Origin of the sequence: Streptomyces sp. NPDC002490 (genome assembly GCF_040296045.1) — a bacterium.
Classification (GTDB): Bacteria; Actinomycetota; Actinomycetes; order Streptomycetales; family Streptomycetaceae; genus Streptomyces.
Genome location: NZ_JBEOWM010000028.1, coordinates 31,082 through 45,441 on the forward strand (window position 1 = coordinate 31,082; position 14,360 = coordinate 45,441).

General features: G+C 71.1%; 14 protein-coding genes, 1 tRNA gene and 1 pseudogene. 13 read left to right on the plus strand and 3 right to left on the minus strand.

Annotated features, from left to right (window positions below):
* Positions 1-18: 18 nt before the first annotated feature.
* Together ABT092_RS19195 and ABT092_RS19200 are read right to left on the minus strand one after the other, a co-directional pair.
* Positions 19-921, minus strand: a complete 903-nt coding sequence (locus tag ABT092_RS19195) for an LLM class flavin-dependent oxidoreductase (protein WP_351245333.1) — start codon at positions 919-921, stop codon at positions 19-21.
* 55 nt (positions 922-976) lie between these two features.
* Positions 977-1,459: an NUDIX domain-containing protein gene (locus ABT092_RS19200; RefSeq protein ID WP_351245421.1), complete on the minus strand. Its 483-nt coding sequence runs from the start codon at positions 1,457-1,459 to the stop codon at positions 977-979.
* 187 nt (positions 1,460-1,646) lie between these two features.
* Here ABT092_RS19200 and ABT092_RS19205 point away from each other — a divergent pair, with 187 nt between their 5' ends.
* The 7 genes and pseudogenes from ABT092_RS19205 to ABT092_RS19235 all read left to right on the plus strand — a co-directional run bounded on the left by ABT092_RS19205 (position 1,647) and on the right by ABT092_RS19235 (position 7,608).
* On the plus strand, positions 1,647-2,456 hold the full coding sequence (locus tag ABT092_RS19205) for an ABC transporter ATP-binding protein (RefSeq protein ID WP_351245423.1): 810 nt from the start codon (positions 1,647-1,649) through the stop codon (positions 2,454-2,456).
* Positions 2,453-3,214, plus strand: coding sequence for an ABC transporter permease (locus ABT092_RS19210; RefSeq protein WP_351245335.1), 762 nt, complete (start codon positions 2,453-2,455; stop codon positions 3,212-3,214). Before ABT092_RS19205 ends, ABT092_RS19210 begins: the two co-directional genes overlap by 4 nt.
* Positions 3,215-3,229: 15 nt before the next feature.
* Complete coding sequence (locus tag ABT092_RS19215; protein WP_351245337.1) at positions 3,230-4,024, plus strand: helix-turn-helix domain-containing protein; 795 nt, start codon at positions 3,230-3,232, stop codon at positions 4,022-4,024.
* Positions 4,025-4,155: 131 nt separating this feature from the next.
* A complete protein-coding gene (locus ABT092_RS19220) occupies positions 4,156-4,404 on the plus strand; it encodes a transposase (RefSeq protein WP_351245339.1) in 249 nt (82 codons plus the stop codon).
* Between the two features lie 163 nt (positions 4,405-4,567).
* Complete coding sequence (locus ABT092_RS19225) at positions 4,568-5,137, plus strand: peptide deformylase (RefSeq protein WP_351245341.1); 570 nt, start codon at positions 4,568-4,570, stop codon at positions 5,135-5,137.
* Between the two features lie 184 nt (positions 5,138-5,321).
* A pseudogene (locus tag ABT092_RS19230) lies at positions 5,322-5,929 on the plus strand (LLM class flavin-dependent oxidoreductase); the annotation flags it as partial.
* A gap of 392 nt (positions 5,930-6,321) precedes the next feature.
* Positions 6,322-7,608 carry a serine hydrolase domain-containing protein gene (locus tag ABT092_RS19235; protein WP_351245343.1) on the plus strand — a complete coding sequence of 429 codons (1,287 nt, stop codon included), beginning with the start codon at positions 6,322-6,324 and terminating at the stop codon, positions 7,606-7,608.
* 430 nt (positions 7,609-8,038) lie between these two features.
* Here the strand turns inward: ABT092_RS19235 and ABT092_RS19240 are convergent, their stop codons facing one another.
* A complete protein-coding gene (locus ABT092_RS19240; protein ID WP_351245345.1) occupies positions 8,039-9,838 on the minus strand; it encodes an SDR family oxidoreductase in 1,800 nt (599 codons plus the stop codon).
* A 280-nt stretch (positions 9,839-10,118) separates the two neighbouring features.
* On the opposite strand from ABT092_RS19240, the gene ABT092_RS19245 reads away from it, so the two are divergent.
* The 6 genes from ABT092_RS19245 to ABT092_RS19270 all read left to right on the plus strand — a co-directional run bounded on the left by ABT092_RS19245 (position 10,119) and on the right by ABT092_RS19270 (position 14,303).
* The gene (locus ABT092_RS19245; RefSeq protein ID WP_351245425.1) at positions 10,119-11,108 is read left to right on the plus strand and encodes an ABC transporter ATP-binding protein; all 990 of its coding nucleotides are present in this window, start codon (positions 10,119-10,121) and stop codon (positions 11,106-11,108) included.
* On the plus strand, positions 11,098-11,997 hold the full coding sequence (locus tag ABT092_RS19250) for an ABC transporter permease (RefSeq protein WP_351245347.1): 900 nt from the start codon (positions 11,098-11,100) through the stop codon (positions 11,995-11,997). Before ABT092_RS19245 ends, ABT092_RS19250 begins: the two co-directional genes overlap by 11 nt.
* A complete protein-coding gene (locus ABT092_RS19255) occupies positions 11,994-12,905 on the plus strand; it encodes an ABC transporter ATP-binding protein (RefSeq protein WP_351245349.1) in 912 nt (303 codons plus the stop codon). The genes ABT092_RS19250 and ABT092_RS19255 overlap by 4 nt, the downstream gene beginning before the upstream one ends.
* Before the next feature lie 10 nt (positions 12,906-12,915).
* Entirely contained in the window at positions 12,916-13,635 is a 720-nt protein-coding gene (locus ABT092_RS19260; RefSeq protein WP_351245351.1) for an ABC transporter permease, read from the plus strand.
* An 84-nt stretch (positions 13,636-13,719) separates the two neighbouring features.
* Entirely contained in the window at positions 13,720-13,965 is a 246-nt protein-coding gene (locus ABT092_RS19265; RefSeq protein WP_351245353.1) for an SGM_3592 family protein, read from the plus strand.
* A 253-nt stretch (positions 13,966-14,218) separates the two neighbouring features.
* Positions 14,219-14,303, plus strand: a tRNA-Ser gene (locus ABT092_RS19270).
* Positions 14,304-14,360 lie beyond the last annotated feature (57 nt).

Consider the following 14,360-nt stretch of genomic DNA (forward strand, 5'->3'; position numbering starts at 1 on the left):
TGAGTTACGCGCACTGTTTCAGCCGAGCTGTGCAACAGCCTCGGTGGCGATGCGTTCGAAGACCGCCGGGTCGGTCGCGAAGTCGGAGTCGGGGATCGGCCAGTGAATCACGATCTCGGTGAAACCCAGCTCCTGGTGGCGTCCGGCGAAGTCGACGAAGGCGTCCACCGACTCCAGCGGGTGGTTCCGGTCCGGGGTGAAGCCGTGGAGCAGGACCTTGTCGAGCTCGGCCGCATCCCGCCCGACCTCCGCACATACCTTGTCGAGCCTTTGGACCTGGCCGCGCAGCGCCTCCACCGACTGTTCGGGGGTGCCTTCGTCGTACAGCTTCGGGTCGCCGGTCGTCACCCACGCCTGCCCGTACCGTGCGGCCAGCCTCATCCCGCGCGGACCGGTCGCCGCCACCGCGAACGGCAGCCGGGGCCGCTGTACGCAGCCGGGGACGTTGCGGTACTCCGACGCCGAGTAGAAAGTACCCTCGGCGTCCACCTCCCTCTCGGTGAGCAGCCGGTCCAGCAGCGGCAGGAACTCCCCGAACCGGTCCGCCCGCTCCCGGGGCGTCCACGCCTCCTGGCCGAGCGCGGTGGCGTCGAAGCCGCTTCCTCCCGCGCCGATGCCGAGGGTAACCCGACCGCCCGAGACATCGTCCAGCGACATCAGTTCCTTGGCGAGCGTCACTGGGTGCCTGAAATTGGGCGACGTGACGAGGGTGCCCAGGCGCAGGCGGTCCGTGGCCGTGGCGGCGGCGGTGAGGGTGGGCAAGGCGCCGAACCAGGGGCCGTCGCGGAAGGTCCGCCAGGAGAGGTGGTCGTACGTGTACGCGGTGTGGAAGCCGAGCTCCTCGGCGCGCTGCCACTTCGCGCGACCTCCCTCGTGCCAGCGATCGACAGGAAGAATCACGGTGCTCAGGCGCAGGCTCATGCTGGTGAGCCTACGTCGAGCGCGGCCTTGGCCGTGGCTCGACGTAGGCGAGTCCCTACTGATCAGGCACGGTGCCATGTGTCGGGCAGACCGCCCAGGGAGCCCGCTCACTTTGCGGTGGCGGTCCGCCATCCGTAGCGGGAAAAGGACGGGCCACCGTCCCTGTACGCAGCAAGGGCTTGCACGGCGGTCGGGAACGCGGGCTCGGGGAGGCACCCGGCCGCCACCCACCGGACCGCCAGGTGTTTGCCGGTTCGGCGTTGGTCAGTTCGCCGGTCCATGCGTCGGTGGTGAAGGCGAAGAGCACGAACTGCCCAGCCCGGTCCCAGCCCTGTTCGACGTGAACGACATGGACGAGTGAGAGGTCAGCCGGGTCGACGAGCAGGCCGGTCTCCTCCTTGAGTTCGCGGGCGGCGGCTTCGCCGAGGGGTTCGCCGGGTTCGGCCTTGCCGCCGGGGGAAGCAGGCGGGTTCGTGGATTTCTGGCCGGTGAGTCGCAGGAACCGACGTGTGAGTGTTTCACCGACAGCTATGAGTATGGCGGGTTCGCGGCCGCACGAGCTCGGGGCGAACGGCCCGTCATCGCTGCGGTGCGTCTGGCCGGTCGGCGATCTGAGTGCCGTGGTCGGAACGAGCTTGACCTTGACGCTGGGTCAACCCCCCATCCTTCCGGGAGGAGCTTCCGCGCAGTCGCCTGGAACAGCTCCGCGAAGGAGGCAGATGACCATGAAAGCCCAATCGATCGCCGGTCCGGCGATTCGCGTGCAAGGTCTCAAAAAGTCATACGGGCAGCTCGAAGTGCTGCGCGGTGTGGACTTCGACGTGGTGCCGGGCAGCATCTTCGCCCTGCTCGGCTCCAACGGGGCGGGCAAGACCACGACCGTGAGGGTCCTCGCCACGCTTCTTAAGGCCGACGCGGGAACGGCGAGCGTCCACGGCTTCGAGGTCGGAACGCAACCAGCGGACGTGCGGGAGTCCATCAGTCTCACCGGGCAGTTCGCCGCCGTCGACGAGATCCTCAGCGGTCGGGAGAACCTCGCGCTCGTCGCCAGGCTGCGCCACATCAAGGACCCTGGCGCGATCGCGGATGACCTGCTGAGGCGCTTTTCGCTGAGCGAGGCGGGCGCGCGAAGAGTGTCCACGTATTCGGGTGGGATGCGGCGTCGGCTGGACATCGCGATGAGCCTCATCGGGAATTCGCCGGTGATTTTCCTGGATGAGCCGACGGCCGGTCTTGACCCCGAGGCGCGCATCGAGGTGTGGGATGCGGTCAAGGAGCTCGCCGGCCACGGAACGACGGTGCTGCTCACCACGCAGTATCTGGACGAGGCCGAGCAGCTGGCCGACCGGATCGGGATCCTTCACCAGGGTCGAATCATCGTGAACGGCACCCTGGCCGAGCTCAAGCAGCTCTTCCCGCCCGCCAAGGTCGAGTACGTCGAGAAGCAGCCGACTCTCGAGGAGATCTTCCTCGCGGTCATCGGCGGAGGAGACGAGAGCGACGTCACTGGCACGACAACTGGGGGGCGAGAATGACCGCGTACTTCTTCAACGACACTGCCGCGCTCACGGGGCGGACCCTGCGCCATGTCACGCGCAGCATGGACACCATCATCACGACTGCGATCACGCCGGTCGCCATGATGCTGATGTTCGTCTACGTGTTCGGCGGCGCCATCGATACCGGGTCTGTTTCGTATGTGAACTACATGCTGCCCGGCATCCTGCTCATGACCATCGCGTCGGGCGTCTCCTACACCGCGTACCGGCTGTTCACCGATGTGAAGAGCGGGATCTTCGAGCGATTCCAGTCCATGCCGATTGCGCGGTCGGGTGTGCTGTGGGCCCACGTCGTCACCTCTTTGGTCGCCAACCTGATCGCGCTCGTGCTCGTCGTGGGCGTTTCTGTGCTCATGGGCTTCCGCTCAGGTGCAGGAGTGGCGGCATGGCTCGCGGTCGCCGGCATCCTGCTCCTGTTCACCCTGGCGCTGACCTGGCTTGCCGTGATCCCCGGGCTCTCCGCGTCGTCGGTCGAGGGCGCTGGCGCGTTCGCCTACCCGCTCATCTTCCTGCCGTTCGTCAGTTCGGCGTTCGTGCCCACAAAGACGATGCCCGGCCCGGTGCGCTGGTTCGCCGAACATCAGCCGGTGACGTCGATCGTCAACACCATCCGCAACCTGTTCGCCCAGCAGCCGGTCGGCGACGACATCTGGACCGCCCTCGCGTGGTGCGTCGGCATCCTCGTCGTGGCGTACGTCTTCGCGATGGCCGCCTACCGCCGGAAGATCGCATGAGGCAGGCTGAGACCCATGCTCACCATCAGCCAGCTCGCGGCGTACGCTGGGGCGACGGTGCGGGCGGTACGTCACTACCACCGGATCGGGCTGCTGCCGGAGCCCGAACGCAACCGGTCCGGATACCGGACTTACGACGCTGTCGCGGTCGTGGGACTGATCCGGATCCGCACCCTCGCAGACGCCGGCGTACCGCTGGCCCGGGTGCAGGAACTTCTCGACGCCGGCCCGGAGGACTTCGCCGGCGGCGTCCAGGAGATCGACAAAGCCCTGCGTGCCGAGATCCGGCGGCTGCAGGACACTCGCAGCCGACTCGCCAGGCTCGCCGCAGGAGAGCACCTGGCGCTCCCGCAGAGCGTCGTGGACTACCTCGACCGGCTGCGCGGTCTCGGCGTCGAGGAGCGGTACATCGAGTTGGAGCGGGACGCCTGGATCATGATCGCCGCCCAGGTGCCGCATGCGATCGGCTCCGTGATCGCCAAGAAGCACGAGGAGTTGGATGACCCCGACACGGTGAAGCTCTACAGCCTTCTCAGCGGGGCACTCGACTGGCCGGCCGACGATCCGCGGATCATTGAGGTCGCCGACATCATGGAGCGCCTGATGATTCGCGCTGTGGAGGCCGGCGACGTGGGGGCCGACGACGGCATCGACGACCAGTTCGTCGACCTCCTGGACTCAACCACGGTCGAGTCCTCACCGCACGCCGCGCGGCTGTTGGAGATCCTGGAGGAACGGGGCTGGAGAGGCTGGACCCGCATCGAGCGAGTGCCTGCCGACAGACTCAATACTGAGCTGCCGCCATCGTGAAGGCAGGCCAGGTCCTGGAGTGACGCTATGTGGGGGTGTGAGGTTCCCCCGAGATGCGGGGTTGGGTGACAGAGGGTCAGATGGGTCTCATGAGAGGAGCCCAGACGATGCCTGCCCCGAGGAAGTACCCGTTGGAGTTGCGTGAGCGTGCGGTACGGATGTACCGGACCGCCGAGCCGAAGCCCGTGATCCGCCGTATGGCCGAGGAACTCGGTGTGCACCATGAGGCTCTGCGCAACTGGATCCGTCAGGCCGAGGCCGATGCCGGTGAGCGAGGCGACACGCTCACCACCGCCGAGAAGGAGGAGCTGGCCGCGCTGCGGAAGGAGAATGCCCAGCCGAGCTCGACCCCGCCGTGTGGGGCACCGAGACCTCCATGACCGCCGAGGCGGTGCCGCTGCGGACGGCCCCGGTCCAGCACGACGAGGGCGGGATGCGTGTCTTCTCCTGGAGCGCGACCACACCTCCACTCCACACCCGGTACCGTCTGGAATGGCGGTTCCGGGCGCGACCCGAACATCAATGGGAACAAGGGGAGTTCAGGTGATCCAGGTGCGGCCCAGCGAGCAGATGCGCGTCCTCGGCGTCGTTCAGAACGGCGCCCCCGTGCTCGCCGAGCCTGCCCGCGCCTTCGACCTGCCGACTGAGCGTGAGGCAGCCGAGCAGGTCATCGAGCAGCTGTTCTCCGCGATGGAGCGGATCGGGCAGGTCCACCCCTTCGCCAAGGGCATGGGCATCGCGGCTCCGCAGATCGGGGTGGGCCGGGCCGCCGCCGTGGTCCAGCCTCCCGACCCCGCCGCCCCTGCGATCGTCCTGCTGAACCCCCGCATCACCGACAGCTCCAGCAACGTGGACGATCAGTACGAGGGCTGCCTGTCGTTCTTCGACGTCCGCGGTCTGGTACCCCGGCCGCTGTGGATCGCCGTGGAGACCACGACGCTGGAGGGCCAGCTGGTGACCACCACCTACGAACGCGGGCTCGCCAGGCTGGTCCACCACGAGATCGACCACCTCGACGGCCTGCTCTACACCGCACGGATGCGGACGGGTACCGCCCCCATCCCCGTCGAGGAGTACCGCCAGACCGGCCGGGCGTGGGCATACGAGCAGTAGCAACCGAGGCGGGGCCAGCACCCTGCGGGCGCACTGCGACGGTGACTGGCACGTGGTTGTCGGGCGACTGCTACGGGCGCTCTCAGCGTCGTCGGCGTCGGTCATCGGCAGGCGGCACAGATGCCGTGGTCGGAAGAGGGTTTCGGGTCTGGTGTGCGCTGTGTGTGGACACCGGGGGCGAGCGGCGACGGGCGGCATCGGCGCGGGCGGCAGCGGCTTCGACGCCACGGCGCTGGGGCGGGAGGCGTGGTCGCCGAGGGAGCGGGCGGCCGGTTCGGCGAGTTCGTGCCCCTGCTCGACCGGCTGCTCACCGAGGGTGCGGTCTCGCAGCGGGGGGAGTTCTACGCGGCCGAGGAGGCCCGGAACCTCCCCGGCTGCGTCCAGCGGCCCCGGCTGCCGTTCGCCGTGGCGGCGACCGGGCCGCGCGGGCTGAAGCTCGCCGCGCGGCACGGGCAGGCGTGGGTGACGACCGGGGACCCGAAGCTGTACGAGGAGGGCACCCCGGAGCAGTCGCGGGCGGCGCTGCGCCGACAGGTCGAGAGGCTCGGGAAGGCGTGCTCGGAACTCGGCCGGGACCCGGCGGAGCTGGACAAGGTCCTGCTGCACGGTTTCACCCCGGACCGCAACGGGCCGCTGGAGTCCGTGGACGCCTTCGTGGACTACGCCGGGCGCCACCGGGACCTCGGCTTCACCGAACTCGTCATCCACTGGCCGGTCCCCGGCTCGGACTTCGCGACCGACCCGGCCGTCTTCGAACGCATCGCCACCGAGGCGCTCGCCCAGCTGGGGTGAGGCCGTCCCGCCGCCCGGCACCAGGGTGACGGGCCGTCAACCTCCGTACCTGCGCGCGCCGTCAATCGGACGCGTCAATCCGTCCCCCGGTGGAACGAACGGCGGATTCCGGCCGTCTTGGGGTGGGGAACCGTCCTGCTGGTGGGGCAGCAGGAGGGCCCCGGGCGGTGCGCACGGCGGGATCGACGGTCCTCGTGCCGCGGGCGCGTTCGAGTGAGGGGCGCTCCCCACGGCGGGGCGCGACCCGCCGCGCACCGGTCCGGGTTCCTCCCCGACGGTGATCCGTACCGCGGCACGTTCCCGGGGTCGGGGCGCGCCGTCAGCCGTTTCGTCCTCGGCTTCCCCACGCTGGGCAGGACAACGGAACGGGAACGGCAAGGGATCGGGGAGAAATGCATCGACGCAAGCTCGCGGGCGCCGTGGCACTGGGCACGGCGCTGTTGACGCTCGGAACGGCGCTGCCCGCCCAGGCGGCGTACGCGGCGGAGGGCGCCGCCGGTGCGCGGAGCACCGCACCGCGCACCGGGGGCGCGGCGGCCGGCGCACGGGCCGCCGCGCCCGACACGGCGGCCCTGCGGGCCGTGCTCCAGAAGGCGCTGTCCCAGGGCGCGCCCGGGGCGCTGGCACGGGTCGACGACGGCAAGACCACGCACCGGGTGGTGGAGGGGTTCGCCGACCGGGAGGAGCAGCGCCCGCTGAGCACCGCGGACCGCTTCCGCATCGGCAGCGTCTCCAAGACCTTCACGACCGTGGTCCTGCTGCAACTGGTCGCCGAGGGGAAGGTGGACCTCGACGCCTCCGTCAACCGCTACCTGCCCGAGCTGCTGCCGGACGACGCCGTCACCGTGCGGCACGTCCTGAGCCACCGCAGCGGGCTGTGGGACTACACCAACGACCTGTTCCAGCAGACGGTGCCCGGCTTCGAGGCGGTGCGGAACCGGGTCTTCACGCCGCAGGAACTCGTCGACCTGTCCCTGACCCGGGCGCCGTCCCCCGCGCCGGGCACGGCGTACGGGTACTCGAACACCAACTTCGTGGTGGCCGGCATGCTGGTCGAGGAGGTCACCGGCCGGTCCATCGGGCAGGAGTACCGGTCCCGGATCATCGGACCCCTGGGGCTGAAGAACACGGTGTACGTGCATCCCGACACGGCGGTCCCCGGGCGGCACGCACGGGGCTACCTGACGCCGGACGCGGCCGGTGCACCGTTGGTGGACTCCACCCGGCAGACCGCCTCCTGGGCGCAGGCGGCGGGTGCGGTGATCTCCCACCCGGGTGACCTCAACCGCTTCCTGTCCGCCCTGCTGGGCGGGCGGCTGCTGCCCGCCGAGGAGCTGGCCGAGATGCAGCGGTGGGCGCCCACCAACGCCGCGGGGACCCAGCACTACGGGCTGGGGCTGCGCCGTCGGGACCTGTCCTGCGGCGTCTCCGTGTACGGGCACACCGGCACCGTGCAGGGCTACTACACGTACGCCTTCACCTCGAAGGACGGGAAGCGGAGCGTCAGCGCCCTGGCCAACACCTCGAACAACGGGAGCGTGTTGACCACGATGGCCGGCGTGTTGGAGGCGACGTACTGCGGGGCGGGTGCGGCGGCGCGCACCGCGGAGCGCCCCGCCGGGCGGGGCGGCATCGACGCCGTGTACGAGGACGTGGCGCCGGGGATCGCCCGAGGCTGAGCCGACCTCGCGAGGGGCGGTCCGGAATCCTTCGGGCCGCCCTTCCGCGTGCTCCGGCCCGGGTCGGCTGCACGGCCGGATCGGTCCCGTCCGCCGGGGAGGCGAGGGCTCCGACCTGCGCGGACCGGCGGGGGGAAATCGTGCACGACTTTTTGGGTTCAGAGGTTTGATCCACAGTCAAGTCTAGTTATCCACAGCTTGGATGGCACATCCTGTGGACAACTGCCTTTGATCTTGTGGTGATTTGGGCAATTTGCCTTGTTTGTCAGTTGGTTGGCCAGCAGGGCGGTGAACAAGGGAAGTTGCTCTCCGTGCGGGTACCGAGGGGCAGGTGAAAGGTTCCTCCCCGTCCTCAACGACCGCAGGGAGCAAGGATGGTGACGGGCCGTGGCCGACTGGGTTCCGAAGCCCGCCGGCAGAAGGCCCGTTGTCATCTCGGCGATCCGAACCGGGCGGCCCTCCGCAGGACCTTGGGCGCGTACCGGGCCAGGGCTCGAACGGCGCGGGCCTCCGGGGACACCGCCACCACGGGGCGGTCGCGGACCACCGCGCCCAGCACCGCCCGCGCCACCCGCTCCGGCGGGTAACCGCGCAGCCGGTACAGCCGGTTGGCGCTCGTCCGACGCCGTTCCTGCTCCGCCGCGTCCGCCCCGGCGAACCGGGTGGTCGCGGCGATGTCGGTACGCACGATCCCCGGGCAGATCGCCGACACCCCGATGCCCCGGCCGGCCAACTCCGCCCGCAGGGACTCGCTCAGCGCCAGCACCGCCGCCTTGGTGGCGCCGTACACGGGCATGGTGCGGGAGGGCAGGAACGCCGCGGCCGAGGCGATGTTGACGATGTGACCGCCCTGGCCGCGCTCGGCCATCCCGGCCCCGAACAGGCGGCAACCGTGGACCACTCCCCACAGGTTCACGTCGAGCGCCCGCCGCCACTCCTCGGGGGTGGTGTCGAGGAAGGGGCCGGCCAGGCCGACGCCCGCGTTGTTGACGAGGACGTCCACCACCCCGTGCTCGGCGTGAACCCGTGCCGCCAACTCCGCCATGGCGTCCCCGTCGCCCACGTCCACCGCCTCGCTCCACGCCCCGGCCGCCCCCGCCGCCCGGGCCTCCCGGACGGTCCGGCGCGCCGAGACCGCGTCGCGGTCCACCACGACCACCCGGGCGCCCGCCCGGGCGAAGGCCAGCGCGGTGGCCCGTCCGATGCCCTTGCCCGCCCCGGTGACCAGCACCAACAGCCCGGCGAACCGCTCCGCGTACCGGTCCGCGCGCCGGCCCCGGCGCCCGGTGGCCCGGGTCGCGCCCGCCGCGGCCGCCGCCGTCTCCCCCGCATGGTGCGCCGCCACGAAGTCGGCCACCCAGGTGGCCAGCCGGTCCGGATGGGTGCGGGGCACCCAGTGCCGGGCGTCCAGGGTGCGACGGGTCAACTCCGGCACCCACCGCTCCAGTCCGTCGAACACGGCCGGCGAGACGAAGGCGTCGTCCGAGGGGACGACCAGTTGCACGGGGACGTGGGCGTACGCGTCCGCACGCGGGGCGCGCACCCGGGGGCGGACGTTGTCCCGGTACAACCAGGCCCCGCGCGCCCCGTCCGAGGGCGTCGAAGGAGCGGGATGGGCACCGGGCGGGACCCGGTGCGCCCGGGCCAGGAACCCGGGCCACCGCCGACCGAGGCCGCTGCGCCACGCCCGCTCCGCCACCCCCGGTGCGTGCAGCGCGGCGACGTACCAGAACCGGGCGGTCTGGCCCAGCAGTTGCGCGGCGGCGCGCGGTGTCGGGCGGGCCCGGCGTCCGGCGGCCCAGTGCCCGAAGTGGTCGAGGGACGGGCCGGACACCGAGGTGAAGGAGGCGATCCGGCCCCGGGTCCGGTCCACCGTCACGAACTCCCACCCCTGCACCGAACCCCAGTCGTGGCCCACCAGGTGCACCGGCGCGTGGGGACTCACCGCGTCCGCGACGGCCAGGAAGTCCCCGGTCAGCTTCTCCAGGGTGTAGCCCCCGGCCGGCGTCCCGGGCGCCGTCGAACCGCCGTGCCCGCGCACGTCGTAGCGGACCACGTGCAGGTCGTGGCGGTCCACCAGCCGTGCGGCGACCTCGTCCCAGACCTCCTTGGTGTCCGGGTACCCGTGCACCAGCACCACCGTGGGCCGGGCCGGGTCCCCCGCCTCGACCACGCACAACTCGACCCCGTCCGTGCGCACCCGACGTCCGCGCTCCGCCCGCGACCCCATCCGCTCGCCCCTCGACCGTCGCCCGCAGGCGTTCCTCGGCGCGCGCTCGACGGAGCGGGCACCCGTACCGTGGTCACGGAACGTGACCACCTCGACTGTGGCCCCACGGCGAGGAGCACGTCAAGCGGCCCCCGGCGGCCCGCGGACGGCTCCGGCCCGGCCCGCTGCCGTGCGACTTCGGGCGTACCCCTACGGGAACGTCCTACCCGAGGCTGATCCCGGGCCGGCACCACGGGCTGACGACCCGGCGGGCATCCGCGCCTACGGTCGGAACGTGACTGTGATCGCGACCGAAAGCCTGAGCAAGCGGTTCCCGCGGGTGACCGCTCTCGACCGGCTCTCCGTGGACATCGGGCCCGGGGTGACCGGGCTCGTCGGCGCCAACGGGGCCGGCAAGTCCACGCTCATCAAAATCCTGCTGGGCCTGTCCCCCGCCACCGAGGGCCGTGCCGCCGTGCTCGGGCTCGACGTCGCCACCGAGGGTCCCGCCATCCGCGAACGCGTCGGCTACATGCCGGAGCACGACTGCCTGCCGCCCGACGTGTCGGCGACCGAGTTCGTCGTCCACATGGCGCGGATGTCCGGGCTGCCGCCCACCGCGGCCCGCGAACGCACCGCGGACACCCTGCGCCACGTCGGCCTGTACGAGGAGCGCTACCGCCCCATCGGCGGCTACTCCACCGGCATGAAGCAGCGGGTCAAGCTCGCCCAGGCCCTGGTGCACGACCCGCAGCTGGTCTTCCTCGACGAGCCGACCAACGGCCTCGACCCGGTCGGTCGGGACGAGATGCTGGGCCTGATCCGTCGCATCCACACCGACTTCGGCATCTCGGTGCTCGTCACCTCCCACCTCCTCGGCGAACTGGAGCGCACCTGCGACCACGTCGTCGTCGTGGACGGCGGCAAGCTGCTGCGCTCCAGTTCCACCACCGACTTCACCCAGCAGACCACCACCCTCGCCGTCGAGGTCACCGACTCCGACGAACACCCCGACGGCACCGCGGCCCTGCGCGCGGCGCTCGCCGCCCGCGGCATCACCACCGACGCCGGCAGCGGACTGCCCGGCGCCGGCCACATCGTGCTGCTGACCGCCGACGACGAGGAGACCTACGACCTGGTGCGCGACGTCGTCGCCGAGCTCGACCTCGGCCTGATCCGCATGGAACAGCGCCGGCACCACATCGCCGAGGTCTTCCACGACGACCCCGGGACCCACCCGGCGGCCCCCGACGACCAGCAGCGGAAGGAGGCGGTCCGCGATGGCCACTGAGCAGCCCGCGGCCGGGTCCCAGACCCGGATCCACAACATCGGCTACCGCAGCTACGACGGGACCCGACTCGGCCGGGCCTACGCCCGCCGCTCGCTCTTCTCCCAGACGCTGCGCGGCTCCTACGGACTCGGCCGGTCCGCCAAGTCCAAGGTCCTGCCCATGCTGCTGTTCGCGGTCATGTGCACCCCGGCCCTGATCATGGTCGCGGTGGCGGTGGCCACCAAGGCCAAGGACCTGCCCGTCGAGTACACCCGCTACGCGGTCGTCCTCCAGGCGGTCATCTCCCTCTACCTCGCCTCCCAGGCGCCCCAGGCCGTCTCCCGCGACCTGCGGTTCAAGACGGTGCCGCTGTACTTCTCGCGCCCCATCACGCACGCGGACTACGTCCTCGCCAAGTTCGCCGCGATGGCCTCCGCGCTGCTGGTGCTCACCGGCACCCCGCTGCTGATCCTCTACGTGGGCGCGCTGCTCGCCAAGCTCGACTTCGCCGACCAGACCGAAGGGTTCCTCCAGGGCATGGTGTCCGTCGCCGTCCTGTCGCTGTTGTTCGCCGGCATCGGGCTGGTGATCTCCGCGATCACCCCGCGCCGGGGCTTCGGCATCGCCGCCGTGATCGCCGTGCTCACCATCTCCTACGGCGCCGTCTCCACCGTCCAGGCCATCGCCTTCGAGCAGGACAGCGCCGGGGCCGTCACCTGGCTCGGACTGCTCTCCCCGGCCACCCTGCTGGACGGGCTGAGCACCGCGTTCCTCGGTGCGGAATCCGCCTTCCCCGGCGGGCACGGCCCGAACGCGACCGAGGGCCTCGTCTACCTGCTCGTGATCACGGGCGTCGTCGTGGGCTGCTACGCCCTGATGGCCCGCCGCTACCGGAAGGCCGGGCTGTGACCACCATCGAGATCGACCACGCCTCCCGCTGGTTCGGCAACGTGGTCGCCGTCAACGACATCACCATGACCATCGGCCCCGGGGTCACCGGGCTGCTCGGCCCCAACGGCGCCGGCAAGTCCACCCTCATCAACATGATGGGCGGCTTCCTCGCCCCCTCCAACGGCACCGTCACCCTCGACACCGCGCCCATCTGGCGCAACGAGGGGATCTACGAGCACATCGGCATCGTCCCCGAACGCGAGGCGATGTACGACTTCCTCACCGGCCGCGAGTTCGTCGTCGCCAACGCCGAACTCCACGGCCTCGGCGACGAGGAGGCCCGGGCCGCGCTCGCCACCGTCGAGATGGAGTACGCCCAGGACCGCAAGATCTCCACCTACAGCAAGGGCATGCGCCAGCGGGTCAAGATGGCCTCCGCGCTGGTCCACCAGCCCTCGGTGCTCCTGCTCGACGAGCCGTTCAACGGCATGGACCCGCGCCAGCGCATGCACCTCATGGAGCTGCTGCGGCGGATGGGCGACGAGGGACGCACGGTGCTGTTCTCCTCGCACATCCTGGAGGAGGTCGAGCAACTCGCCTCCCACATCGAGGTGATCGTCGCCGGCCGGCACGCGGCCTCCGGAGACTTCCGCCGCATCCGCCGGCTGATGACCGACCGACCGCACCTCTACACCGTGCGTTCCAGCGACGACCGGGCACTCGCGGCGGCACTGATCGCCGACGAGTCCACCGCGGGCATCGAGGTCGACCTGAAGGAGGGGGTGCTGCGCGTCCAGGCCGTCGACTTCGGACGCTTCACCGCCCTGCTGCCCCGGGTCGCCCGCGCCCACGGCATCCGACTGCTGATGGTCTCGCCGTCCGACGAGTCCCTCGAATCCGTGTTCTCTTACCTGGTCGCGGCGTAGGAGGCCCCCGATGTACGACCCCACTGTCGCCCGACTCACCTACCGGGCCCTGCTCGGCCGCCGCCGCGCCCTGATCCTCTTCGCGCTGCCCGCCCTGCTGATCGCGCTGGCCGCGGCCGTCCGCGGCTTCACCGGAGCCGACGACCAGGCCGCCGCGGACGTGCTCGGCGGCTTCGCCCTGGGCACGATGGTGCCGATCATCGGCGTGATCGCCGGCACCGGCGCCATCGCCCCGGAGATCGACGACGGCTCCGTGGTCTACCTGCTGTCCAAGCCGATCAAGCGCTCGTCGATCATCTTCACCAAGCTGATCGTCGCCATCGCGGTGACCATGGTGTTCTCCGCCGTGCCCACCCTGATCGCCGGCTACCTGCTCAACAACAACGGCCAACAGATCGCCGTTGCCTTCACCGTCGCCTCGCTCGTCAGCTCCATCGCCTACGCCGCCCTGTTCCTGCTGCTCGGCACCGTCAGCCGGCACGCGGTGGTCTTCGGCCTGGTGTACGCGCTGGTCTGGGAGGCCGTCTTCGGCACCCTGATCGTGGGGGCCCGCACGCTGAGCGTCCAGCAGTGGTCGCGCGCCGTGGCCCACGAGGTGGCCGGCAACGACCTCGTCACCTCCGACGTGAGCCTCACCACCGGGACGGTGCTGCTGGTCGTGGTCACCGTGCTGGCGACCTGGTACGCCGGGCGGAAGCTGCGCACCCTGAAGCTCGCCGGCGAGGAGTGAGCGACTGACGCCGCCTTCACCTCCCCCGGGAACCCCGGGGGAGGTGGAGCCGTTACCACGGCACGGCCCGAGGAGGGAGCGACGATGGCAGGGGAGACCACCCCGCGGGGGGACACCCCCGGCGGGGGCGAGCCGGACGACTGGGACTCCGTGGAGTTGGACGAGGCGTTCGTCCGCTCCGCCGAGGCCAAGGAACCGTCCGCACGGGCCCGGATGCTCGCCGAGAAGTGGCGGGGTCAGGCCCCGGAGCCCCAGCCCTGGCGCTCCGACGAGCCGCCCGCGGGCTGGTTCTGGTCCAAGGTCCGGCGCCGCAGGTGGCGCCGGCGCTGAGCCCGCTCGCCCGCCGTAATTCGCTGGCGACGGCTTCCCCGGGTGCGGGACAGTGGGGGTGTTCCGCCGGTCCGTCCGGCGTCACCCACCGGGGAGGAGCGCGACGTGCACGACGACGGTCCGTCCCGCTCCCCGCAGGGCGGTGGGCGGAACGCGGCTCCGGAGTGATCACCCGCTCCGTCGAGTCCGCTCCGCACGGGGAGCCGCCCGGGGCGACCGCTTCGAGCGCGCGAGAGCGCGAGGTCGCCCTCCCGGAGGATTGGCCGAGTGGGAAGGCACCGGCTTGCTAAGCCGTGGTCGGGTGAGAGCCCGCGCGCGTTCGATCCGCGCATCCTCCGCAACGAAGACCGCCCGCAACGAAGACCGCCCGCAACGAAGGGGCGGCGGGTCCGTGC

Excerpts from the sequence above, each read along its gene's own strand:
- ABT092_RS19195 (WP_351245333.1), bottom strand. The coding sequence starts at position 921 with ATGAGCCTGCGCCTGAGCACCGTGATTCTTCCTGTCGATCGCTGGCAC.
- ABT092_RS19205 (WP_351245423.1), top strand. The coding sequence starts at position 1,647 with ATGAAAGCCCAATCGATCGCCGGTCCGGCGATTCGCGTGCAAGGTCTC.
- ABT092_RS19210 (WP_351245335.1), top strand. The coding sequence starts at position 2,453 with ATGACCGCGTACTTCTTCAACGACACTGCCGCGCTCACGGGGCGGACC.
- ABT092_RS19215 (WP_351245337.1), top strand. The coding sequence starts at position 3,230 with ATGCTCACCATCAGCCAGCTCGCGGCGTACGCTGGGGCGACGGTGCGG.
- ABT092_RS19235 (WP_351245343.1), top strand. The coding sequence starts at position 6,322 with ATGCATCGACGCAAGCTCGCGGGCGCCGTGGCACTGGGCACGGCGCTG.
- ABT092_RS19240 (WP_351245345.1), bottom strand. The coding sequence starts at position 9,838 with ATGGGGTCGCGGGCGGAGCGCGGACGTCGGGTGCGCACGGACGGGGTC.
- ABT092_RS19250 (WP_351245347.1), top strand. The coding sequence starts at position 11,098 with ATGGCCACTGAGCAGCCCGCGGCCGGGTCCCAGACCCGGATCCACAAC.
- ABT092_RS19260 (WP_351245351.1), top strand. The coding sequence starts at position 12,916 with ATGTACGACCCCACTGTCGCCCGACTCACCTACCGGGCCCTGCTCGGC.
- ABT092_RS19265 (WP_351245353.1), top strand. The coding sequence starts at position 13,720 with ATGGCAGGGGAGACCACCCCGCGGGGGGACACCCCCGGCGGGGGCGAG.